The sequence below is a fragment of the Streptomyces sp. NBC_00190 genome, from assembly GCF_036203305.1.
Taxonomy (GTDB): domain Bacteria; phylum Actinomycetota; class Actinomycetes; order Streptomycetales; family Streptomycetaceae; genus Streptomyces.
The window spans coordinates 3,329,879-3,352,100 of sequence record NZ_CP108131.1; the positions used below are offsets into that span (position 1 = coordinate 3,329,879).

The 22,222-nt window shown below is 71.6% G+C and carries 18 protein-coding genes; 10 read left to right on the plus strand and 8 right to left on the minus strand.

Annotated elements, in window-relative coordinates:
- Positions 1 to 218: 218 nt before the first annotated feature.
- The gene (locus tag OG429_RS16060) at positions 219 to 482 is read right to left on the minus strand and encodes a WhiB family transcriptional regulator (protein ID WP_003983763.1); all 264 of its coding nucleotides are present in this window, start codon (positions 480 to 482) and stop codon (positions 219 to 221) included.
- Positions 483 to 1,112: 630 nt separating this feature from the next.
- Between OG429_RS16060 and OG429_RS16065 the strand changes: the two genes are divergently transcribed.
- The 3 genes from OG429_RS16065 to OG429_RS16075 are packed head-to-tail and all read left to right on the plus strand — an operon-like array spanning position 1,113 to position 3,936.
- On the plus strand, positions 1,113 to 1,628 hold the full coding sequence (locus OG429_RS16065; RefSeq protein WP_328926009.1) for a cysteine dioxygenase: 516 nt from the start codon (positions 1,113 to 1,115) through the stop codon (positions 1,626 to 1,628).
- A 32-nt stretch (positions 1,629 to 1,660) separates the two neighbouring features.
- The gene (gene cofD / locus OG429_RS16070) at positions 1,661 to 2,620 is read left to right on the plus strand and encodes a 2-phospho-L-lactate transferase (RefSeq protein WP_328926010.1); all 960 of its coding nucleotides are present in this window, start codon (positions 1,661 to 1,663) and stop codon (positions 2,618 to 2,620) included.
- Positions 2,617 to 3,936: a coenzyme F420-0:L-glutamate ligase gene (locus tag OG429_RS16075; RefSeq protein ID WP_328926011.1), complete on the plus strand. Its 1,320-nt coding sequence runs from the start codon at positions 2,617 to 2,619 to the stop codon at positions 3,934 to 3,936. The genes cofD and OG429_RS16075 overlap by 4 nt, the downstream gene beginning before the upstream one ends.
- 36 nt (positions 3,937 to 3,972) lie before the next feature.
- Here OG429_RS16075 and OG429_RS16080 read toward each other — a convergent pair whose 3' ends face one another.
- Together OG429_RS16080 and OG429_RS16085 are read right to left on the minus strand one after the other, a co-directional pair.
- Positions 3,973 to 4,983 (minus strand): DNA-3-methyladenine glycosylase family protein, encoded by a 1,011-nt coding sequence (locus OG429_RS16080; RefSeq protein WP_328926012.1) that lies wholly within the window; start codon positions 4,981 to 4,983, stop codon positions 3,973 to 3,975.
- A gap of 134 nt (positions 4,984 to 5,117) precedes the next feature.
- Positions 5,118 to 6,494, minus strand: coding sequence for a peptidoglycan recognition protein family protein (locus tag OG429_RS16085; protein ID WP_328926013.1), 1,377 nt, complete (start codon positions 6,492 to 6,494; stop codon positions 5,118 to 5,120).
- A 139-nt stretch (positions 6,495 to 6,633) separates the two neighbouring features.
- On the opposite strand from OG429_RS16085, the gene OG429_RS16090 reads away from it, so the two are divergent.
- From OG429_RS16090 to OG429_RS16105, 4 genes are all read left to right on the plus strand, one after another.
- Positions 6,634 to 7,383: a TIGR03089 family protein gene (locus OG429_RS16090; protein WP_328926014.1), complete on the plus strand. Its 750-nt coding sequence runs from the start codon at positions 6,634 to 6,636 to the stop codon at positions 7,381 to 7,383.
- Positions 7,384 to 7,593: 210 nt separating this feature from the next.
- On the plus strand, positions 7,594 to 8,811 hold the full coding sequence (locus tag OG429_RS16095; protein ID WP_328926015.1) for an LCP family protein: 1,218 nt from the start codon (positions 7,594 to 7,596) through the stop codon (positions 8,809 to 8,811).
- Positions 8,812 to 9,034: 223 nt separating this feature from the next.
- Complete coding sequence (locus OG429_RS16100) at positions 9,035 to 10,774, plus strand: LCP family protein (protein WP_328926016.1); 1,740 nt, start codon at positions 9,035 to 9,037, stop codon at positions 10,772 to 10,774.
- Between the two features lie 62 nt (positions 10,775 to 10,836).
- Positions 10,837 to 12,540: an LCP family protein gene (locus OG429_RS16105; protein ID WP_328926017.1), complete on the plus strand. Its 1,704-nt coding sequence runs from the start codon at positions 10,837 to 10,839 to the stop codon at positions 12,538 to 12,540.
- Between the two features lie 73 nt (positions 12,541 to 12,613).
- Here the strand turns inward: OG429_RS16105 and OG429_RS16110 are convergent, their stop codons facing one another.
- Positions 12,614 to 13,639 carry a glycosyltransferase family 2 protein gene (locus OG429_RS16110; protein ID WP_328926018.1) on the minus strand — a complete coding sequence of 342 codons (1,026 nt, stop codon included), beginning with the start codon at positions 13,637 to 13,639 and terminating at the stop codon, positions 12,614 to 12,616.
- 177 nt (positions 13,640 to 13,816) lie between these two features.
- Here OG429_RS16110 and OG429_RS16115 point away from each other — a divergent pair, with 177 nt between their 5' ends.
- Positions 13,817 to 15,322, plus strand: a complete 1,506-nt coding sequence (locus OG429_RS16115) for an LCP family protein (protein WP_443051262.1) — start codon at positions 13,817 to 13,819, stop codon at positions 15,320 to 15,322.
- 44 nt (positions 15,323 to 15,366) lie between these two features.
- On the opposite strand, the gene OG429_RS16120 is transcribed toward OG429_RS16115, so the two are convergent.
- The gene (locus tag OG429_RS16120; protein ID WP_328926019.1) at positions 15,367 to 15,903 is read right to left on the minus strand and encodes an acyl-CoA thioesterase; all 537 of its coding nucleotides are present in this window, start codon (positions 15,901 to 15,903) and stop codon (positions 15,367 to 15,369) included.
- 106 nt (positions 15,904 to 16,009) lie between these two features.
- Here OG429_RS16120 and OG429_RS16125 point away from each other — a divergent pair, with 106 nt between their 5' ends.
- Positions 16,010 to 17,344, plus strand: a complete 1,335-nt coding sequence (locus tag OG429_RS16125; protein ID WP_328926020.1) for an LCP family protein — start codon at positions 16,010 to 16,012, stop codon at positions 17,342 to 17,344.
- A gap of 116 nt (positions 17,345 to 17,460) precedes the next feature.
- Here OG429_RS16125 and OG429_RS16130 read toward each other — a convergent pair whose 3' ends face one another.
- The 3 genes from OG429_RS16130 to OG429_RS16140 all read right to left on the minus strand — a co-directional run bounded on the left by OG429_RS16130 (position 17,461) and on the right by OG429_RS16140 (position 20,631).
- The gene (locus tag OG429_RS16130) at positions 17,461 to 18,543 is read right to left on the minus strand and encodes an NDP-sugar synthase (RefSeq protein ID WP_328926021.1); all 1,083 of its coding nucleotides are present in this window, start codon (positions 18,541 to 18,543) and stop codon (positions 17,461 to 17,463) included.
- A gap of 152 nt (positions 18,544 to 18,695) precedes the next feature.
- A complete protein-coding gene (locus OG429_RS16135) occupies positions 18,696 to 19,343 on the minus strand; it encodes a hypothetical protein (protein ID WP_328926022.1) in 648 nt (215 codons plus the stop codon).
- Between the two features lie 130 nt (positions 19,344 to 19,473).
- Positions 19,474 to 20,631, minus strand: coding sequence for an acyl-CoA dehydrogenase family protein (locus tag OG429_RS16140; protein ID WP_328926023.1), 1,158 nt, complete (start codon positions 20,629 to 20,631; stop codon positions 19,474 to 19,476).
- 196 nt (positions 20,632 to 20,827) lie between these two features.
- On the opposite strand from OG429_RS16140, the gene OG429_RS16145 reads away from it, so the two are divergent.
- Positions 20,828 to 22,171: a UDP-glucose dehydrogenase family protein gene (locus tag OG429_RS16145; RefSeq protein ID WP_328926024.1), complete on the plus strand. Its 1,344-nt coding sequence runs from the start codon at positions 20,828 to 20,830 to the stop codon at positions 22,169 to 22,171.
- The last annotated feature ends 51 nt before the right edge of the window (positions 22,172 to 22,222 follow it).

Here is a 22,222-nt window from a genome sequence, read left to right on the forward strand (position 1 = left end):
GACGGAGTCCGGGGGGAGGGTCCGGGGGTGGTGTGCCCTCGGAGGCTGCTGGACAGCGCCACACTAACGGCTGGAAAAGCGACGGTCCGCCTCCTGCGGGGAAGGTGCAGGAGGCGGACCGTTTGCTCTGCTCGGTACGTTGCGGGCCGGGCAGTTCGATATGTCGTGCGATGTGCGATAGGTGCGGAAGGTACCTGTTGGGAAGCGTCCCGGGCGTATCAGACCGCTGCCTTTTTCAGCCGGCGGCGCTCGCGCTCGGACAGACCGCCCCAGATGCCGAATCGCTCGTCGTTGGCGAGGGCGTACTCAAGGCATTCGGAGCGGACCTCGCAGGCGAGGCAGACCTTCTTGGCCTCGCGGGTGGAGCCGCCCTTCTCGGGAAAGAAGGACTCGGGGTCGGTCTGGGCGCACAGAGCGCGCTCCTGCCAGCCGAGCTCCTCGTCCGCCTCCTCGACCAGCAGTTCCTGAAACAGCTCGGTCATGTGCGCCCCTCGCTCTGTCTATGCGTCCCCGTGGTGGCGTCGTCACTGATTGCTACGTAACGACACGAGTGAAATTACAAGTGCGTGGCTCCGGAGCAGTCAAGCCGAGATCTGCTATTGGGCCCCTTATTCACTCTGCGGAACCAAGCCTATGCAGAAAGTGTTCATATCGCCAAAAATCGTGACACATGCAACGGGCGTCACATGATGCCCGCCTTTACCCGTAATCCACGCGCCACCCCGGGGCAGGGTTGCGATCCAGCCAAAGAAGCGGCGCAGATCACATTCCGGTCACGAAGCTGCGGGTGTGGTTTGAACTCGGTTGCAGCGCCACATCCCCGGACGCCGACTGCACAAACCTTTCTCCGTGCACAGCAACCGGATGAGGTGAAACTTTTCCGCCAAACCGGACATTGGGTTGACAGTCCGACCCCCGACCCGCTCTCCTTGTTCTCATGTCAGCGACCGCAGCCACCACCCGGACCCCCATTCGTGGGTTCCTGTGCGCTGCCCAGGTTCGCTGTTGCTGTTGCAGCTGTTGATGCCTCCGGAGCTCCGACTCCGTACCGGCTCCAGCCCGCCCCCGCAGCAACCGCCAGCACCACTGACATCCGTCGAGGTATCCCCACGATGAACAGCGCCAGCACCCCCACGTACGCCGAGAGCGACCTCCAGATCGCCGGCGACATCCTCGCCGTCCAGCACCTCCTCCAGCCCGCCCGCGAGCACCCGGCCACCGTCGCCGAGTTCGTCGGCCTCGCCCGCTCCATCGCCGAGGACCGCGCCTCCTGGGAGCACCTCGTCCAGTACGACGCCACCACCCGCTGGTACCACCGGCTGCGCACCGGCCCCGGCTACGAGGTGTGGCTGCTCAGCTGGGTCCCCGGCCAGGGCAGCGGCCCGCACGACCACGGCGCCTCCTCCGGCGTCCTGACCGTCCTCGAAGGCGAGCTCACCGAACACCACACCCGCGGACGGCTCGCCCTCGGCGCCGGCTCCCAGCGGGTCTTCGCCCCCGGCTACGCCCACGAGGTCGTCAACGACACCCTCGAAGGCGCCGTCAGCCTGCACGTCTACTTCCCCGGCCTGACCGAGATGCCGATGCACAGCTGCTCCCCGGCGCGCCAGGAGTCGGTCCCCGCCTGACCGCGGCCCTGCGGCCTGACAGACTTCGGCGCATGCGCATTGTTGTTCTGGCCGGCGGTATAGGCGGCGCCCGGTTCCTCCGCGGCCTCAAGGTCGCAGTCCCCGACGCGGACATCACGGTCATCGGCAACACCGGTGACGACATTCACCTGTTCGGGCTCAAGGTGTGCCCCGATCTGGACACGGTGATGTACACCCTCGGCGGTGGCATCAACGAGGACCAGGGCTGGGGCCGTACCGACGAGTCCTTCACCGTCAAGGAGGAACTCGCGGCGTACGGGGTCGGGCCCACCTGGTTCGGCCTCGGCGACCGCGACTTCGCCACCCACATCGTCCGTACGCAGATGCTCGGCGCGGGCTACCCGCTGAGCGCCGTCACCGAGGCCCTGTGCGACCGCTGGCAGCCCGGGGTACGGCTGCTGCCCATGTCCGACGACCGGGTCGAGACCCACGTCGCGATCACCGATCCCGCCACCGGCGAACGGCGGGTCGTCCACTTCCAGGAGTACTGGGTCCGGCTGCGCGCCGCCGTGGACGCGGAGGCCGTCGTCCCCGTCGGGGCCGAGCAGGCCAAGCCCGCGCCGGGCGTGCTGGAGGCCGTCGCGGCCGCCGACGTGATCATCTTCCCGCCGTCGAACCCGGTGGTCTCGGTGGGGACGATCCTCGCCGTGCCCGGCATCCGGGAGGCCGTGGCCGCCGCCGGGGCGCCCGTCGTGGGCCTCTCCCCCATCGTCGGGGGCGCGCCGGTGCGCGGAATGGCGGACAAGGTGCTGGCCGCGGTCGGCGTGGAGGCCACGGCCGCCGCGGTCGCCCGCCACTACGGGACCGGGCTGCTCGACGGCTGGCTGGTGGACACGGCCGACGCGGACGCCGTCGCCGAGGTCGAGGCCGCCGGGATCTCCTGCCGCGCGGTGCCGCTGATGATGACCGACCTGGAGGCCACCGCGGAGATGGCCCGGGCGGCGCTGGAACTGGCGGAGGCCTCGCGGTGACCGACGCGCACGCCTCCGCCGCGCCCGTTCCCTCCTACGAGGTACGGGCCGTCGAGGGCATACCCGAGGTCAGGCCGGGCGACGACCTGGCGAAACTGATCACGGTGGCCGCGCCCGACCTGCGGGACGGGGACGTCCTGCTGGTCACCTCGAAGATCGTCTCCAAGGCCGAGGGCCGGATCGTGGCGGCGGACTCGCGCGAGGACGCCATAGACGCGGAGACCGTACGCGTGGTCGCGCGCCGGGGTCACCTGCGGATCGTCGAGAACCGGCAGGGCCTGGTGATGGCGGCCGCCGGGGTCGACGCCTCCAACACCGCCCCCGGCACGGTGCTGCTGCTGCCCGAGGACCCGGACGCCTCGGCCGCCGCGATCCGCGCGGGGGTGCGCGACGTCCTCTCCGTGGACGTGGGCGTGGTCGTCACCGACACCTTCGGGCGGCCCTGGCGCAACGGGCTCACGGACGTGGCGATCGGCTCGGCCGGAGTGCGGGTCCTGGACGACCTGCGGGGAGGCACGGACGCGCACGGAAACGCCCTGAGCGCGACGGTCGTGGCGACCGCGGACGAGCTGGCCGCCGCCGGCGACCTGGTCAAGGGCAAGGCGGCCGGGCTGCCGGTGGCCGTCGTCCGCGGGCTGGCCCACGTACTCGGCGAGGGCTCCGCGGCGCGCGACCTGGTGCGCACCCCGGCCGACGACATGTTCCGGCTGGGCACCTCGGAGGCGGTACGGGAGGCCGTGACGCAGCGCCGTACCGTACGGGCCTTCACGGCCGAGCCGGTGGACCCGGGCGCCGTACGGCGGGCGGTGGCGGCGGCCGTGACGGCGCCCGCCCCGCACCACACGACGCCGTGGCGGTTCGTGCTGCTGGAGTCCGAGGCCTCGCGGGTGCGGCTCCTGGACGCGATGCGGGACGCGTGGATCGCGGACCTGCGGTCGGACGGCAAGTCCGAGGAGTCCATCGCCAAGCGGGTGCGGCGGGGTGAGGTGCTGCGCGGCGCGCCGTACCTGGTGGTGCCGTGCATGGTGACGGACGGCTCGCACGACTACGGGCACGCCCGCCGGGACGCGGCGGAGCGCGAGATGTTCGTGGTCGCGATGGGCGCGGGCGTGCAGAACTTCCTGGTGGCGCTGGCCGGGGAGCGGCTGGGCTCGGCGTGGGTGTCCTCGACGATGTTCTGCCGGGACGTGGTCCGGGAGGTGCTGGGGCTGCCGGAGGACTGGGACCCGATGGGGGCGGTGGCCGTGGGTCACGCGGCCCAGCCGCCACGGGAGCGGCCCTCGCGGTCCGCCGCGGACTTCATCGAGGTGCGGTAGCCGGATCGGTCAGCGCTGCCGGAGCTGACGGAGCTGTCAGAGCCTTCCGATGTCCGTCCGGGGCATGCGGGGCATGCGGCGGGGCGGCGTGTGACCGGCGAGGAGGATGAGGCGGGCGGCGCGGTGGCGCTGGCCCGCGTACGGGGCGAGGAGCTCCAGCATGGCGGCGTCGTCGGCGTCGCGGTCCCCGGCGAGGGCGTAGCCGATGATGCCGGGGAGGTGGAGGTCGCCGGTCGTGACGGCGTCGGGGTCGCCGTTGCTGCGCTGGAGGGTCTCGGCGGAGGTCCACGGGCCGATGCCGGGAACGGCCTCCAGCCGTCGCGCGGCCTCGGGCAGGGCCATGGCGGCCGCTTCCTCCAGGCGGTTCGCCACGCGGGCGGCCCGGACGATCGCCGCGGCGCGCTTGGCGTCGACCCCGGCCTTGTGCCAGTCCCAGGACGGGATCATCGCCCAGGTGCGGGCGGTGGGCATGACGTGCAGGCCGAGGTCCTGCGGACCGGGGGCGGGCTCGCCGTACTGGCGTACGAGGCGGCGCCAGGCGCGGTAGGCCTCGTCGGCGGTGATCTTCTGCTCCAGCACGGTGGGGATCAGGGACTCCAGGACCAGGCCGGTACGGGTGAGGCGCAGACCCGGGCGGCGGCGGTGGCTGGCGTGCACGAGGCGGTGGCGGGGGACGAAGACGGCGGGGTCGTCGCCGGCGCCGAGGAGCGCGGGCAGCTGTTCGAGGATCCAGTCGGCGCCGGGGCCCCAGGCCTCGGCATGCACTTCCTGGCCGGGCCGCCCGGCCAGGCGCAGGGTGGCGGGGCCGTCGGGGGTCCGGGTCGCCCTCCAGACCGAGCCGTCGGGGGTGGTGCGGAAGGTGGGGTCGGCGGGGCCCCGTCTGAGCGGGCCGAGGGTGAGCCCGAGGTCGACCGGCCCCTCGGGGGTCCACCGGCGTTCCTTGGCGCCCGCGCCGACCGGTCGCCCCTGCCCGGCGGGCACGGCGGTCCGGCCGCCGCGCACGGTGGTGCGGGTGAGGGGATCGACGGGGTCGAAGCGGCCGGCCATGCGTCGAGCGTAGCCCTGCGGGGCTCCGGCCCACCCCGCCCCCTTCTCCCCCGGCCACCGCCGGGTGCCCCCGGAAACAGGGACCCGGGCCCGGACCCGCGGCCCGGGCCCGAGTCCGGACGCAGCCCTGGTGGCTACGGGCGGCCCTGGAGCTTCGCCGATGAGGTGCGGGTCGTCGGGAGTTTGCCGTAGAGCTTCTTGCCCGGGCATTCGGTCGCGAAGCCGTCCCGGTGGCCCGAGATCACGTTCATCTTCACGTTCGTGCCCTTGGTGTAGAGGTTGCCGCCGCCCGACCTCAGGGTGGTCTTCGCGCGCGGGTCCCTGCCGAAGAGGCCGAGCTTCCAGGCCGTGAGGCGGGCGATCGCGTCGACCGCCGCCGCGGGGGGCGCCGTGGAGGTGTACGTGCCCAGCACCGCCACGCCCATGCTGTCGGTGTTGAAGCCCATGGTGTGCGCGCCGAGCACCGGCCTGGAGACTCCGCCCGCGCGGCCCTCGTACACCGTGCCGCACTTGTCGACGGCGAAGTTGTAGCCGAAGTCGCGCCAGCCGCTGCTGAGTACGTGGTAGCGGTACAGGCTGCGCAGCACCGCCGGGGCGTCCTTGCAGGCGTAGTTGTTGCCCGAGGCGCTGTGGTGGACGAAGGCCGCCTTCACGGTGTTCGTGTAGACGAAGCCGGGCTCTCGCAGGCTCTCGTCCGCGCCCCACCCCCTGCGCGTGACGATCCGCGGGCGCGGACCGATGAACGGGGCGGCCGCCTCGCTCAGTTCACCGTCACTCGCGTAGATCGCGTCGGCGGTGGAGTCGGCCTTGTCGAGGGCGATGATCTCGTTCGCGCCCAGCTCGGCGTGCGGGAGGTTCGCCGCGGAGGACTCGGCCATCTCCATCGTCAGGCCGTCTCCCTTGTCGTCGCCCACGGGGCCGCCGTTCTTGCCGTCCGGCCCCGCGCCGGGCGCCTCCGCGCCCGGGTCGACCAGCTCGATCCGCATGCCCGTGGGCAGCCGGGACGGAGCGCGGGTGGACGGTGCCGCCGGTTCCGCCTGGACGCGGACCTCCACGCCGTCGGACTCGCCGACCCACAGCGGGGCGGTGGCGCCGCGGACCCGGCCGGAACCTCTCTCCACCGCGTCGGGGTCGGCCGCGTGCTCGCTGTTGTGGGTCTCGACGTCCTGCCAGCCGGACCAGGCCGAGGTCTTCGCCGAGCGGGTACGGACCTGGACCCGGCCGTGGAGCTCGGTGGCGACGTCGTCCCAGACGACGCCGACCAGCGAGAACGTCTTGACCTCACGTGCGGCCAGGCCCTGTGCCTCGGGGAGGCGGGGCGAGGCGCTCATGCCGGGAACGCCGGGGGTCCGGTCCGCCGAGGGTCCCAGCGGGACGAGCGGCAGCGACTGGGTGGTCCCGGCGGGGGTGACCGGGGAGGCCTCTGCCAGGGCCGGAGTAGGGAGCGCGACGGGGAGGGCCAGTGCGGCAGCCGTCACGACGCCGATCGAGGAAGCAAGGAATCCACGCATGAAAAGGATGGTGAGTACGCTCAGCGCCCGGCGCCATCCGGGAACTGACGCTCCGTCTGGTGACACGCCGACACCCCTCCCCCGTACGGCGCAGTCACGGGCCACCGGACGGAGGACGCGCCCGCGTAACCTGGGCCGGGTGAACTCCACTGACCGCACCCCTGCCGACCTGCTGCGATCCGCGCTCGCCGCCGATCCGGGCCGCCCGCTCGTCACCTTCTACGACGACGCCACGGGCGAGCGCGTGGAATTGTCCGTCGCCACCTTCGCCAATTGGGTGGCCAAGACCGCGAATCTGCTCCAGGGCGACCTGGGCGCCGGGCCCGGTGACCGGCTCGCGCTGATGCTGCCGGCGCACTGGCAGAGTGCCGCCTGGCTGCTCGCCTGCGCCTCGGTCGGGGTCGTCGCCGAGGTGGGCGGCGACCCGGCCGGTGCCGACCTCGTCGTCAGCGGGCCGGACTCGCTGGAGGAGGCCCGGGCCTGCTCCGGGGAGCGCGTGGCGCTCGCGCTGCGGCCGCTGGGCGGGCGGTTCCCGCAGCCGCCGGCCGGGTTCGCGGACTACGCGGTGGAGGTGCCGGGGCAGGGCGACCGGTTCGCGCCGTTCGCGCCGGTGGACCCCGAGGGGCCCGGGCTGGTCGTCGGCGGCCAGGAGCTCTCGTACGCGGAGCTGACGGACCGCGCCCGCGAGGACGCGGCGAGGCTCGGCCTCGGGGAGGGCTCCCGGGTGCTGAGCGGGCTCGGCTACGACACGTGGGACGGCCTCTCGGCCGGGCTCTACGCCGCACTGGCGTCGGGCGGATCCGTGGTGCTGTGCCGGAACCTGGACCGGCTGTCGAAGGACGCGCTGGCGCAGCGGATCGAGAGCGAGCGCGTCACCCACACGGTCTGATCCCCGCCTGACCGCCGCCTGACCGCCTTCGGCCCGCCGTCGGCCCGCCCGTCACCCGGACTGGCCAACGGCGGAAACGGGCGATTTGTCACCCGCATGGCTCTAGACACGCCCCTGCCCCCGGGCCGCTGCCACAGCCCAGGGGCAGGATCGGCAGTGGCCGCACTCACCCGTACGGCCCGCGGTCGCAGCGGCGAGAGGTAGACGCCAGTGACGGACAGCGCAGGCATACCAGGCGGAAAGCAGACGGCCGCGGGCTCCCCGAAGCCTCCGCGCAGCCGTCGGCGCCGGCTGTTGCGCTGGATCGGGGTCGGGGCGACCGCCGTGGTCCTGGCGGGCTCGGCCACCGGGTGGTGGCTCTACCGCAAGCTCGACGGGAACATCACCGAGGACGCTTCGGCGGAGGCCGAGCTGCGGCGCTACGAGCGCGACCGGCCGGCGCACCTCGCGAGCGGCGCCCAGAACATCCTGCTGATCGGCTCGGACTCGCGCTCGGGCAAGGACAACGCCCGGTACGGGCAGGACCAGAGCGGGCAGCGCTCGGACACCACCATCCTGCTGCACCTGCCGGCGGACCGGCTGAGCGCGACGGCCGTGTCGATACCGCGGGACCTGATGACGGACATCCCCGCCTGCCTGATGGCGGACGGAAGGCGCACCCGCGAACAGTTCGCCCAGTTCAACTGGGCCTTCCAGTGGGGCGGGGCCGCCTGCACGATCCGTACGGCCGAGAAGCTCACCGGGATCCGGATCGACCACCACATGGTGATCGACTTCGGTGGCTTCAAGCAGATGGTCGACGCCATAGACGGCGTGGAGGTCTGCCTCAAGCAGCCGGTCAACGACTCCGAGGCCAAACTGAGGCTGCCCGCCGGGCGGCAGACCCTCCAGGGCGAGCAGGCGCTCGGCTTCGTGCGCGCCCGCTACAGCCTGGGCAACGGCAGCGACACGGAACGGATGGAGCGCCAGCAGCAGTTCCTCGGCTCGCTCGTCAAGAAGGTGCAGAGCAACGGGGTGCTGCTGAACCCGGCCCGGCTGTATCCGCTGCTGGACGCGGCGACCTCCTCGGTGACCACGGATCCGGGGCTGGCCTCCCTGCGCGGCCTGTACGAACTCGTACGGGGCGCACGGGACATACCGACCGACCAGGTGAAGTTCCTGACCGTTCCCCGCAGACCGTACTCCGGGAATCCGAACCGCGACGAGCTGGTGGAGCCCGACGCGGCGCAATTGTTCGAGCAGTTGCGGACGGACAGGCCCGTGACGGTCGCCCCGCCGAAGCCCGAGAGCGGGATCGCGCCGGTGGAGTCCGCGCCGAGCGCGGCGCGGACGGGCGGAACGAATGAGGGGCGCGAGGGAACCGCCACGCCCTCCGCACCCGTCCCCACCTTTACCGGAACGACGGCGGGAGTCGCCGACTGCCGGTAAAGCAATCCCAAAAGCCGGTGACCGAACCGAGTGGGATGGGTGGTTCGCCCCGTTATAAGGGGAGTGGAATTTGTCACCAGCATGGTTTGCATCCGAACCTGACGGATAGGGTGAGCGATCCGGTGCCCCGGCCGAACCAGAGGCCTGGCACCAGTAGCCGGACGTTGACCGTGCGCCTTGGGGGAGGCGCGTCGCGAGGCACCGACGGAGGATTCGAGCAACCGTGGATGCGCAAAGCCGTGGCCGGGCCGAGGAAATCGACCCCGCAGACCAGTGGGTGCTCAACCCCCGCACCGGTCACTACGAACTGCGACTGGCCGACTCCGCAGCGCAGCAGCGGCCCAAAGTCTCAGCCCCCCGCAGAGCGGCGGCGCCCTCGGCGCCCACCGCCCCCTCCCCTTCCCCCTCCCCCTCCGTGCCGAAGCCGCGGCGCGGCGACCCGCCTCCCGGCGGCAGGCGCGGCGGACGCTCCCGCAAGATCGGCGGCGGAGGCCGCAAGAAGGCGCTGATCATCACCGGTGGGACCCTGGCGTTCCTGTTGGTCGCCGGCTCGGTGGGCGCGTACCTCTACTACGAACACCTGAACGGCAACCTCAGCGTCACCGACGTGGCGGGAGCGGGCACCGGCGGTTTCAAGAAGGACCAGCCCATCAACATCCTGGTCATCGGAACCGACAAGCGCACCGGTGCGGGCAACGAGAGCTACGGGGACAAGGACAGCGTCGGCCACGCCGACACCACGATCCTGTTCCACGTCTCGAAGGACCGGACGAACGCGACCGCGCTGTCCATCCCCCGCGACCTGATCAGCAACATCCCGGCCTGCCCGACGAAGCAGCCGGACGGATCGACGAAGACGATCCCACCCACCAAGGGCACCCGCTTCAACACCAGCCTGGGCCAGGAAGGCCGCGACGCGGGCTGCACCATGCGAACGGTCAAGGAACTCACCGGCATCGAGGTCGACCACTTCATGATGGCCGACTTCAACGCCGTCAAGACGCTGAGCACGGCGGTCGGCGGAGTACCGGTGTGCCTGGCCAAGCCCGTCAACGACGAGGAAGGCTCCCACCTCAAGCTGGACGCCGGCGAACACCGGCTGGAGGGCGAACAGGCCCTCGCCTTCGTCCGCACCCGGCACGGCTTCGGCAACAACAGCGACCTCGACCGGATCAAGATCCAGCAGCAGTTCCTGGGTTCGATGATGCGTGAGATGAAGTCGAAGGAGACGCTGACCAGCCCCAAGAAGTTCCTCTCCCTCGCGGAGGCCGCCACCAAGTCGCTGGGTGTGGACTCGGGGATCGGGTCCATCGGCAAACTCACCGATCTGGCGGGTGAGTTGAAGGGCATCGACACGAAGAACATCACCTTCACCACCCTTCCGGTGCTCGACAACCCGGCCGAACCGGAGGGCAAGAAGGCCACCGTCGTCCTCGACAAGGCCCTGGCCGAACCGCTGCTGCAGATGATCCGGGGGGACGTCTCGCTCACGGAGGTCGAGAAGAAGGAACAGGCCGCCAAGGAGGCGGCCGACGCGGACGCGAAGGCCAAGCAGGACGCGCTGCTCCAGGGCAACAAGGCGCCCGCCGCGGACGTACGGGTGAACGTGTACAACGGCGGCGGCCCCTCGGGCTCCGCCTCCACCACCTTGAAGTGGCTGCAGATCACCAAGGGCGTGTCCAAGGCCAGCAACCTCGGCAACGCGCCCGCGAAGGTCGGGGCCACGCAGCTGGAGTACGCGCCCAACCAGGCCGACCAGGCCCGGGCGCTGGCGGAGATGATGGGGCTGTCGGCCTCGGCGATGAAGATCGGGACGGCCGACGCCGCGGCGAAGACGCCGATGAAGCTGACGCTGGGCCCGGACTTCCAGCAGCCGGGCAGCCCTCTGGCGGCGCCCGCTCCGCAGGAGTTGCCCAAGGACGTCCAGCAGGCCCAGGCCGACAAGGCCGTCTGCGCCAAATAAGCGCCCGTAGCGGGCAGTACCGGCACCATGCCGAGTCATCAGGACCTTGAGGGGGAGTACGCGTGAGGCAGAGCAGTGTGCGGGGGGAGGGGGCGACAGCCCGCGCCGCCGACGACACGTCCGGGGACATATCCGGGGGTGGTACGGGCGCGACCGGCTCGCCGCCCCCGCCGCGGGGCGGATCCCGCGCCGCCCGTCGGGCGGCCGGCGGCCGCCCGAGCAGGCGGGGTCGCCGGCGCGTGCTGCGCTGGGTGGCCTCCGTACTGGCCCTGCTCATACTCGGAACGGCGGCGGCCGGTTACCTGTACTACCGCCATCTCAACGGCAGCATCAAGACGGACCCGCTGAACCTGGGCGAGACCAAACTGGGCGGTTCCAAGCCCAACGCCTTCGGGCAGACCCCGCTGAACATCCTTCTCATCGGCTCCGACGCGCGCGACGACGCGGCGAACCAGGCCCTCGGCGGGGCGACCAACACCTTCGGCGGACCGCCGCTGGCGGACGTGCAGATGCTCCTGCACCTGTCCGCGGACCGCAGCAACATGTCCGTGGTGTCGATGCCCCGCGACACGATCCTGATGATGCCCAAGTGCACCGAGCCGGGCGGCAAGGTGCACCCCGCCAGCAAGGGGCTCGTCCAGACGAACGAGTCGCTCCAGCGCGGCGGACCGGGCTGCACGGTCGCCACCTGGACCGAGCTGACGAAGATTCCCATCGACCACTTCATGATGATCGACTTCAAGGGCGTGGTCTCGATGGCGGACGCCATCGGAGGCGTCCCCGTCTGCGTCCAGGAGAACGTCTACTCCCGCAACCGCGAGGGCAAGGGCTCCGGCCTGAAGCTGGCGAAGGGCACGACCGTCATCCAGGGCGAGCAGGCCCTGCAGTGGCTGCGCACCCGCTACGGCTTCGAGGACGGCACCGACATCGGCCGGACCCACGCCCAGCACCAGTACATGAACTCGATGGCCCGCGAGTTCCGCAAGAACGCCAAGCTCACCAACCCGGTCAAGCTCAACAGCCTGGCGCAGGCGGCCATCCAGGCCATGGTCGTGGACCCCGGCCTGAACAAGATCGACAAGCTGTACGACCTCAGCATGGAGCTCAAGAAGGTCCCGCCGGGGCGGATCACCATGACCACCATGCCGTGGGTCTACAGCACGAAGCCCGGCATGGACGGACGGGTCGAGCCCATGGCGGGCGAGGCCGAGGACGTGTTCCGGATGGTCCGCGAGGACATCGCGCTCGACGGCAAGGGATCGGGAACGCCGGGCGCCGCCGCCTCCCCTGGGGCGGCCGCCTCCACGGCCCCGACTCCCTCGGCCGCCCCGACCACGGCTCCCGCATCCGCTCCGGCCAAGATCGCGGTCTCCGTGCGCAACTCCACCGGCGGCAAGGACGGCGCCCAGGCCAAGGCCAAGGGCCGGGCGAGCGAGGTCGCCACGCTGCTGACCGGCAAGGGCTTCACCAAGGCCACCGCCGACAGCCAGACCGGGGCCGAGGACACCACCGTGATCCGCTTCGCCTCCGACGGGCAGGCGGCCGACGCCGCCGCCCTGGCCACCGCGCTCGGCCTGCCGGCCTCCTCCGTGCAGAAGTCCGACGAGGTACCGGGCATCACGCTGTTCGTCGGCAAGGACTGGCGGACCGGCGACGCACCGACCGCGCCGCCGCCCGCCCCCACCAAGGCCCCGGACTCCGCCCACGCCCTCAACGGCGACAACGACCAGGCCTGCATGGAGGTGCAGCAGGGCTTCACCTGGTAGGCGCGTACGCGAAAGGGGCCCGGCGCTGCGGCTGTGATCAACTCAGCCGCCGCGCCGGGCCCCTTCGTACGTCTCAGACCTGCGAGGCGTTGCGGTGCACGGCCGGGCGGCGGCTCGCGATCAGCTTGTTCGCGAGCGAGCGCGGGCTCGTCAGGAAGCCGTAGCCCCAGCACAGGTGCATGGTGGCCAGGGCGACCGGGATCTGCGCCCGGGCCTTGAGGGACAGGCCCTTGCCCGCCGGGACGGAGCCCGCGGCGATCGCCGCGAGGTAGCCGGCCGGAACGGCGAAGCCCAGCGGGCTCACGGTCACGCCCACGGCCACGCCGGCCGCGATCGCGCAGACCAGGGTCGGCGGGGCCAGGTAGCGCAGGTTGATGGAGCCCTCGTGGTAACGGGCCACCACGTGCCGCCACCGGCCGTAGTCCTTGTACTGCTTGGCCAGGGCCCGTACGGAACGCCGCGGGCGGTACTGGACCTTCAGCTCCGGGGAGAACCAGATCAGGCCGCCGGCCTCACGGATGCGGAAGTTCAGCTCCCAGTCCTGGGCGCGGATGAACTCCTCGTTGTAGCCGCCCTGCTGCTCCAGCGCCTCGCGGCGGAAGACACCGAGGTAGACGGTCTCGGCCGGTCCCGCCTGGCCGCCGGTGTGGAAGGGAGCGTTACCGACGCCGATCTTGGACGTCATCGCGGCGGCGACGGCGTCTTCCCAGGCGTTCTGGCCCTCGGCGTGCATGATGCCGCCGACGTTCTGCGCACCGGTCTCCTCCAGGAGGCGGACGGCGGTGGCGATGTAGTTCGGCGAGAGCATGCCGTGGCCGTCGACGCGTACCACGATCGGGTGACGCGAAGCCTTGATGGCGGCGTTGAGGGCCGCCGGGGTCCGGCCGGTGGGATTCGGGACGGTGTGGACTCGGGGATCCTCGGCGACGAGCTCGGCGGCGATCTCGTCGGTGCGGTCCGTGGACGGCCCGAGCGCGATCACCACCTCCATCTCGCCCGCGTACTCCTGTTCCAGGATGTGGCGGACGGAGTCGCGGAGGTAGTGCTCCTCGTCGAGCACCGGCATGATCACCGAGACTGCGGGCTGCTGGGCGGGCATGTGGTCCTTCAAGGTCGGGTATCGGTGTCACGTTACCGCTTACGGGGGAACCGGGTGCGCGCCGAGCGAGCGGTACGGACAGATGCTGATCGTATGGGCCTACTGTTCTGGCGAATCAGACCGATCTGGCCCGTCCGTCGACCGGGGTTCCTGCCGATCCCCGCGGAGGTGTCCACCGTGCCCCAGCCGCACCGTCCCGCCCGTCCCGCCAGGCCGCCCCAGCCGCAGCCGCAGCGCGCACGGCGCGGCGGTGGGGGCGGCGGTCCGGCCCGGCACCGGGGGGACAGACCCCGGTGGGGGGTGCGGATCGCGGCCGGGCTGTCGGTGGTGGTGCTGGGCTCCGGGGCCGTCGGGCACGCCGTGATGACCGGGCTGGACACCGGGATCGAGCGGGTGGACCCGTTCAAGGACATGAAGAACCGCCCGCAGGCCGGGCACGGCCTGAACTTCCTGCTCGTGGGCACCGACGGCCGGGAGAAGGTCAGCCCCGAGGAGAAGCGCGACTACCGCCTCGGCGGAGCGCCCTGCCACTGCACCGACACGATCATGCTGGTGCACCTGTCGGCGGACCGGAAACGGGCGAGCGTGATCAGCCTGCCCCGCGACAGCTACGCCGAGATCCCCGAGCACCAGGACCTGAACAGCGGCAAGCCGCACAAGGGGCACCCCGTGAAGCTGAACGCCGCGTACGCGGAGGGCGGGCCCAACCTGACCGTGCGGACCGTCGAGAACATGACCCGGGTGAAGATCGACCATTACCTGGAGGTCGACTTCACCAGCTTCATGAAGACGGTCGACGCCGTCGGCGGCGTGGAGATCTGCACCGCCAAGACCATGCGCGACGCGAACACCGGCCTCGACCTGCTGCCCGGCACCCACCGGCTGACCGGCGGGCAGGCCCTGCAGTACGTACGCTCACGCCACGTCGACGGGGCCTCCGACCTCGGCCGGATGCAGCGCCAGCAGCGGTTCGTCGCCGCCCTGATCCAGCAGGCGACCGGCGGCGGGGTACTGCTCAACCCGGTGAAGTTCAAGCAGGTCAGCTCCACGCTGCTCGGCTCGGTCCGGGCGGACACGGGCTTCGGCTCGGAGCAGATGCTCGCGCTCGGGCAGGCCATGCGGGACTTCACCCCGTCGTCCTCGGAGTTCGCCTCCGTGCCCGTCGGCGACCCCTCGTACCCGGTCAAGGGCATCGGCTCCACGGTGAAGTGGGACGAGCCGAAGGCCGCGAAGCTGTTCGAGGCGTTGCGGCAGGACCGGCCGCTCGCCCCGGCCCGGCCCGGGAAACCCGGCGGCCAGCCGGCGGCGGTACCGGTGGACGTGCCCCCTCAGCAGATCCGGGTCCAGGTGGAGAACGGGACCCGGATCGACGGACTGGGCGGCCGGGTCGACGCGGCGCTGCGCGCCACCGGCTTCGACACCACCCGGGCGCCGGGCAACGGCGCCAGCCGCGACGTCAAGCGCACGGTGGTCTCCTACGACCCGCGCTGGGACCGCTCCGCCCGCTCGTTGGCGACCGCGCTGCCGGGCAGCGAGCTGCGGGCGGTGGCCGGCCAGGGGCGGACGGTGCTGGTGGTCGCGGGCTCGGACTACCGCAAGGTGGTGCCGGTGCGCGCGGAGGACCCGTACCAGGGCGGCGAGACCGGGGTGATCACGGGCGACGACGTGGTCTGCGGGAGCTAGGGCCTCTCGTCAATTCCCGTCTGCCCCGCGGAGCCCGGCGGCGCTCATTCGTCGAAGCCCCGCGCCGCCCGCTCCTCGCGCAGGGCCATGATCGCCTTGCGGCGGGCGAGCCGGTGCGTGCGGCGGATCTGGGCCTCCTGGTAGCGCCGCTCGTCCTGTTCCGTCTCCGGGAGGACGGGCGGGACCTTGCGGGGCTTGCCCTCGGCGTCCACGGCCGCGAAGACGAGGTAGGCGCTGCCGACCTGGGTGGCGGGCGTGGACTCGTTCCACCGCTCCGCGAGGACGCGTACGCCGATCTCCATGGAGGACCGGCCGGTCCAGTTGCACTGGGCCTTCACGTGCACGAGGTCACCGACGCGTACGGGGGCGAGGAAGACCATCTCGTCCATGGACGCAGTGACCGCCGGGCCTCCGCAGTGGCGGCCGGCCACGGCGCCCGCCGCGTCGTCCACCAGCTTCATGATCACGCCGCCGTGCACCGTGCCCAGGAGGTTGGTGTCGTTGGCGGTCATGATGTGGCTGAGGGTCGTACGGGAGGCCGCGGTCGGCTTCCCGGGCAGCTCGCCCGGTATCTGTGTCATACGGACACCTTAGATGCGTATCGGAGGCATCAGCTCTGCAACAGCCCCGGCACGGATCGCACCCCGGGCTGTCGGACGACGCGCCCGGGCAGGCATCCTTGGGCGCATGAATGACTGGCCAGAGGGGTGGAGCGGCGACCGCGACGAGCGTGGCCGCCGTGACGACGGGTACGGACGCGGCAGCGGGCAGGCGCAGCCCGAGGGCGCGCAGCGGATGCGGCACGTCCAGCGGCAGCAGCCTGCGCGCCCGGCGGTCCCGGCGCCCGCCCGACGGCCCGGAATGCCGCCGTCCGCACCGGGTGTGCCCCCGCAGCAGACCCAGAGCCCCGACACGTACGGCGGCTACGACAGCGGTTACAACACGGGCCAGGTCTACGGCTCGCCCGCGGGGCCCGGCGGCCCCGCGCAGCCGCCGTCCGGGCCCGGCGGCCCCGGCGGCCCGGGGCGGGCGCCCGGCCCGGCGCCGGACTGGCGCAAGCGGATCAAGATCGGCTCGATCGTGCTGGTCTCCGCGCTGCTGGTGACCACCGTCTCCACCTACTTCTGGGCCGACTCCAAGGTGCGCCGCGAGGTGGACCTCTCCAAGGTCATCGAGCGCCCGAAGGAGGGCGACTGCACGACGTACCTGATCGTGGGCTCCGACAGCCGCGAGGGGATGTCCGACGAGGAGAAGAAGAAGCTCCACACGGGCTCGGCCGAGGGCAAGCGGACCGACTCGATGATGATCCTGGCGAAGTGCTCCAGCGGGAACACGATGATCTCGCTGCCGCGCGACTCGGACGTGGAGATCCCGTCCTTCGTGGGCTCCCAGTCCGGCAAGAAGTACCCGGGCACGGGCAAGCGCACCAAGCTGAACGCGGCGTACGCCGAGGACGGCCCCGAGCTGCTGGTGCGGACGGTGGAGTTCAACACCGGCCTGCGCATCGACCACTACGCGGAGATCGGCTTCGCCGGCTTCGCGAACATCGTGGACTCGCTGGGCGGGGTGGAGCTGGACATCGAGGAGGGCTTCAAGGACGAGAAGTCGGGCGCCGACTTCAAGGCGGGCAAGCAGACGCTGAACGGCGAGCAGTCCCTGGCCTTCGTCCGGACCCGGTACGCCTTCGCGGAGTCGGACCTCCAGCGGACGAAGAACCAGCAGAAGTTCCTGTCGGCGCTCGCCAACCAGGCGGCGACCCCGTCCACGATCCTCAACCCGTTCAAGCTCTACCCGCTGATGGGCGCGGGCCTGGACACGCTGATCGTGGACAAGGACATGGGCCTGTACGACATGGGCCAGATGTTCTTCGCGATGAAGGGCGTCAACGGCGGTGACGGCGTCTCGATGAACATGCCGATCTCCGGCCAGCGCGGCGGCAACCTCGTGTGGGACAAGGCGAAGGTGCAGCAGCTGGTGAAGCAGATCCAGAACGACGAGAAGGTCACCGTCCGCGGCAACTGACCGGGCCGGTCCGGGCGCCTGGTCTCCAGGCGCCCGGGATCAGGCAGCCCGGGGATCAGGCAGCCCGGGGATCAGGCAGCCCGGGGATCAGGCAGCCCGGGGTCAGGCGTCTGTGATCAGGCGTCCGGGGAGAAGCGGATGGCGGCGGCGGGCAGCTGCGCCCCGCACCACACCCGGGCGCCCGCGCGGAGTTCGTTGTCGGCCCCCACGACGGCGTCGTCACCGATGACGGCGCCGTCCAGCACGGTCCGCGCGCCCACCGAGGCGCGGGCACCGATCAGGCCGGCGGTCACCTGCGCGTCGGGGCCGATGAACGCGCCCTCCAGCACGATGGAGCCCTGGACGACCGCCCCCGCTTCGATCCGGGCGCCGGCGCCCACGACGGTGCCCCCCGACAGCTTGGCCCCGGCGTCCACCTGGGCGCCGGGCAGCACGAGGGACTCGCCGCGCCGTCCGGGGACGGCCGGGGAGGACACCACGCCGCGGACCAGGTCGGCGGAGGCCTGGACGATGGCCTCCGGCCTGCCGAGGTCCATCCAGTACGTGTTCTCGGTGACGCCGTGCAGCGTGGCCCCGGAGGCGAGCAGACCGGGGAAGGTCTCGCGCTCGACGGAGACCGGGCGGCCGGCCGGGATGGAGTCGATCACGCTGCGCCGGAAGACGTAGCAGCCGGCGTTGATCTGGTCGGTGATGATCTCCTCGGGGGTCTGCGGCTTCTCGGTGAAGGCCAGCACCCGCCCCTCGGAGTCGGTGGGGACCAGACCGAAGGCGCGCGGGTCGTCGACCTGCACCAGGTGCAGCGAGACGTCGGCGTCGGCCGTTTCGTGGGCCTCCACGAGGCCGGCGATGTCCAGGCCGGTGAGGATGTCGCCGTTGAAGACGAGGACGGAGGAGTCGGGGCCGCCCGTGAGCAGCTGCGCGGCGTTGCGGATGGCACCGCCGGTGCCGAGCGGCTCGTCCTCGACGACGTACTCCAGGTGGACGCCGAACTCGGATCCGTCGCCGAAGTAGGGCTCGAAGACCTCGGCGAGGTAGCAGGTGGCCATGACGATGTGCGTGACACCGGCGGCGGCGGCCCTGGCTATCTGGTGGGCGAGGAACGGGACGCCGGCCGTGGGGACCATGGGCTTGGGCGTGTTCACCGTCACGGGACGCAGCCGCGTCCCCTGTCCGCCGACCAGCAGGATCGCTTCCGTCATTGCGTTCTCCCCAACCGATTCCGGCGTACGAAGGTCCAAATTTAGCCCATCCGGGAGCGCCCGGAGGCCGGTGCCGGATGTGTCGACCGGCGCGCGCACGCATACGGACGCCGCGCTCGGTATGTCATGGAATGAGTGTGTTGTTCGCCCGGTCAGGGGGCGAACGGATTGGCGTGGCCGGGCAGTTGCTGCCCGGGCCGCAGGAAGCTCTGCCTGCCGCGCTCGTCCCGTACCTGGATGAACCCGGCGTCCGTCAGCCGCCGGGCGATCCGCTGTCGGCGGATGTCGCCCAGTTTGAACGCGCCGGCCAGGAACGCGGCGAGCGCGCCTCCGCCGGCCAGCGCGACGAACGGCTTCCCGGACACGAGCAGGACGAGGGCCAGGACCACGCACATCGCGTAGCCGACCATCTTCCGGCCGCCGTCCGCGGCGTGGGAGGACAGGGCGTCGAACATGATCCGGTCCTTGACCCGGGCGACGGCGTCGGCCGCCCCGGGGAGGGGCCGGTAGGACCCCTGGAGCATCCCGGGCACCGCGCCGCCGTTGCCCGCCTGCGGGTACGCGGCGATGGTGGCCGCCCCGCGGGCGCGGGCCCCGGGGCTGGGGTCCCGGTACATCTCGACCAGGGCGAGCTGCTTCTTGTGCCCGGTCCGGTGCGTGCGCCCGTACTCGAAGCCGTAGTGCTCCGCCACGTGGGCCAGGGCCGCCATCCGCCCCAGGGCGGCCGAGGGGCCGATCTCGATGACGTCCTTGTGGGCGATCTGCCGTAGCAGCCCCGCCATCTCGCGTTCCACGGACATGTCTTTCCGCCCCACCCCACGCACCACGCACCGACGACTGGACCGGCGCACAGCCTAGCCCGCCGCCCCGTGCGCGAACGTCCCCGGCGGGCTGCCGGGGGCGTTCGCGTCGGTGCAGGTCAGACCCGGGTTACGGCAGGTTGCGGGCCATGACGATCCGCTGGACCTGGTTGGTGCCCTCGTAGATCTGCGTGATCTTGGCATCGCGCATCATGCGCTCGACCGGGTAGTCACGCGTGTAGCCGTAGCCGCCGAGGAGCTGGACGGCGTCCGTGGTGACCTCCATGGCGATGTCGGAGGCGAAGCACTTGGCCGCGGCGCCGAGGTACGTCAGGTCGGCGTCGCCGCGCTCGGAGGCGGCGGCGGCCTGGTAGGTCAGGGCGCGGGCGGCCGAGACCTTCATGGCCATGTCCGCGAGCATGAACTGAACGCCCTGGAAGTCGCCGATCGGCTTGCCGAACTGCTTGCGCTCCTGGACGTAGCCCTTGGCGTAGTCCAGGGCGCCCTGGGCGATGCCGAGCGCCTGGGCGGCGATCGTGATGCGGGTGTGGTCGAGGGTCTTCATCGCGGTGGCGAAGCCGGTGCCCTCGGCGCCGATCATGCGGTCGGCGGGGATCCGGACGTTGTCGAGGTAGACCTCGCGGGTCGGGGAGCCCTTGATGCCGAGCTTCTTCTCCGGGGCGCCGAAGGAGACGCCCTCGTCGCCCTTCTCGACGACGAAGGCGGAAATGCCCTTGGAGCGCTTCTCGGGGTCGGTGACGGCCATGACCGTGTAGTACTCGGAGACGCCCGCGTTGGTGATCCAGCGCTTGACGCCGTTGAGGACCCAGAAGTCGCCGTCGCGCACGGCGCGCGTCTTCATGCCGGCGGCGTCGGAGCCCGCGTCCGGCTCGGAGAGCGCGTACGAGAACATCGCGTCGCCCTTGGCCAGGGGACCGAGGTACTTGGCCTTGAGCTCCTCGGAGCCGGAGAGGATCACCGGGAGGGAGCCGAGCTTGTTGACGGCCGGGATCAGGGAGGAGGAGGCGCAGACGCGGGCCACTTCCTCGATCACGATCACGGTCGCGAGGGCGTCGGCACCCGCACCGCCGTAGGTCTCGGGCACGTGGACGGCGTGCAGGTCGCTGGCGACCAGGGCGTCCAGGGCCTCCTGCGGGAAGCGGGACTCCTCGTCGACCGCGGCGGCGAACGGGAGGATCTTCGCCTCGGCGAGCGAGCGGACCGACTCGCGGAGCATGTCGTGCTCCTCGGCCGGGCGGTACAGGTCGAAGTCGGCAGAACCCGCCAAGATCTCTCACTCCCCAAGGGTGATGCGTGATGCTAACTACCGTTAAGTAACCCAAGCTTAGTCGCCCGGTCACGGATGGCGATATGGACGGCCGACGTGAGTTGCGTGACAGCGGTGGTGCTCCTGGGGAACGTCCCCGGGGGTGGGCCCGACTATGCTCAGTGGCCGCAAACGGCCCCGCACCTCTGGAGCACCCATGGCCCCCCTCAGGATCACTGTGATCGGCACCGGATACCTCGGCGCGACCCACGCCGCGGCGATGGCGGAGCTGGGCTTCGAGGTGCTGGGGCTGGACGTGGTGCCGGAGAAGATCGAGATGCTGGCGGCGGGCCGGGTGCCGATGTACGAGCCCGGGCTGGAGGAGCTGCTCGCCGCGCACGTGGCCGGGCTGCCGGGCTCGACGGGGCGGCTGCGGTTCACGACCTCCTGGGAGGAGGTCGGGGAGTTCGGCGACGTCCACTTCGTGTGCGTGAACACTCCGCAGAAGCACGGCGAGTACGCCTGCGACATGTCCTACGTCGACGCGGCGATGGCCTCGCTGGCCCCGCACCTGACGCGGCCGGTCCTCGTGGTCGGCAAGTCGACGGTGCCGGTGGGATCGGCGGAGCGGCTGGCGGCGAAGCTCGTGGAGCTCGCTCCGGCGGGCGCGGACGTGGAGCTGGCCTGGAACCCGGAGTTCCTGCGCGAGGGCTTCGCGGTGCAGGACACCCTGCACCCCGACCGGATCGTGATCGGCGTGCAGGGCGAGCGCGCGGAGAAGCTGCTGCGCGAGGTGTACGAGACGCCGATGTCGGAGGGGACCCCGCTGGTGGTCACCGACTTCCCGACCGCCGAGCTGGTGAAGACCGCCGCCAACTCCTTCCTCGCCACCAAGATCTCGTTCATCAACGCGATGGCGGAGGTGTGCGAGGCCGCGGGCGGTGACGTGGTGAAGCTGGCGGAGGCCATCGGCTACGACGAGCGGATCGGCGCGAAGTTCCTGCGGGCCGGGATCGGCTTCGGCGGCGGCTGCCTGCCCAAGGACATCCGGGCCTTCATGGCGCGCGCGGGCGAGCTCGGCGCCGACCAGGCGCTGACCTTCCTGCGTGAGGTCGACTCCATCAACATGCGGCGCCGCGGACACATGGTGGAGCTGGCCCGGGAAGCGGTGGGCGGGTCCTTCCTCGGCAAGCGGGTCGCGGTTCTGGGTGCGACCTTCAAGCCCGACTCGGACGACGTACGCGACTCCCCCGCCCTGAACGTGGCCGGGCAGATCCACCTCCAGGGCGGCCAGGTCACCGTCTACGACCCCAAGGGCATGGACAACGCCCGTCGCGTCTTCCCCACCCTGGGGTACGCGGACTCCGCGCTGGAGGCGGCGCGTGGTGCGGAGGTGGTCCTGCACCTGACCGAGTGGCGCGAGTTCCGCGACCTGGACCCGGTGGAGCTGGGCCGCGTCGTCACCGACCCGCTGATCCTGGACGGCCGCAACGCCCTCGATCCCGAGCTCTGGCGCGCGGCGGGCTGGACGTACCGGGCGATGGGCCGCCCTCGCGCGTAGCGCCCGGCCGCCGCCCCGGACCCCGCCTCGCCGAAGCCCGGGGACCCGGTC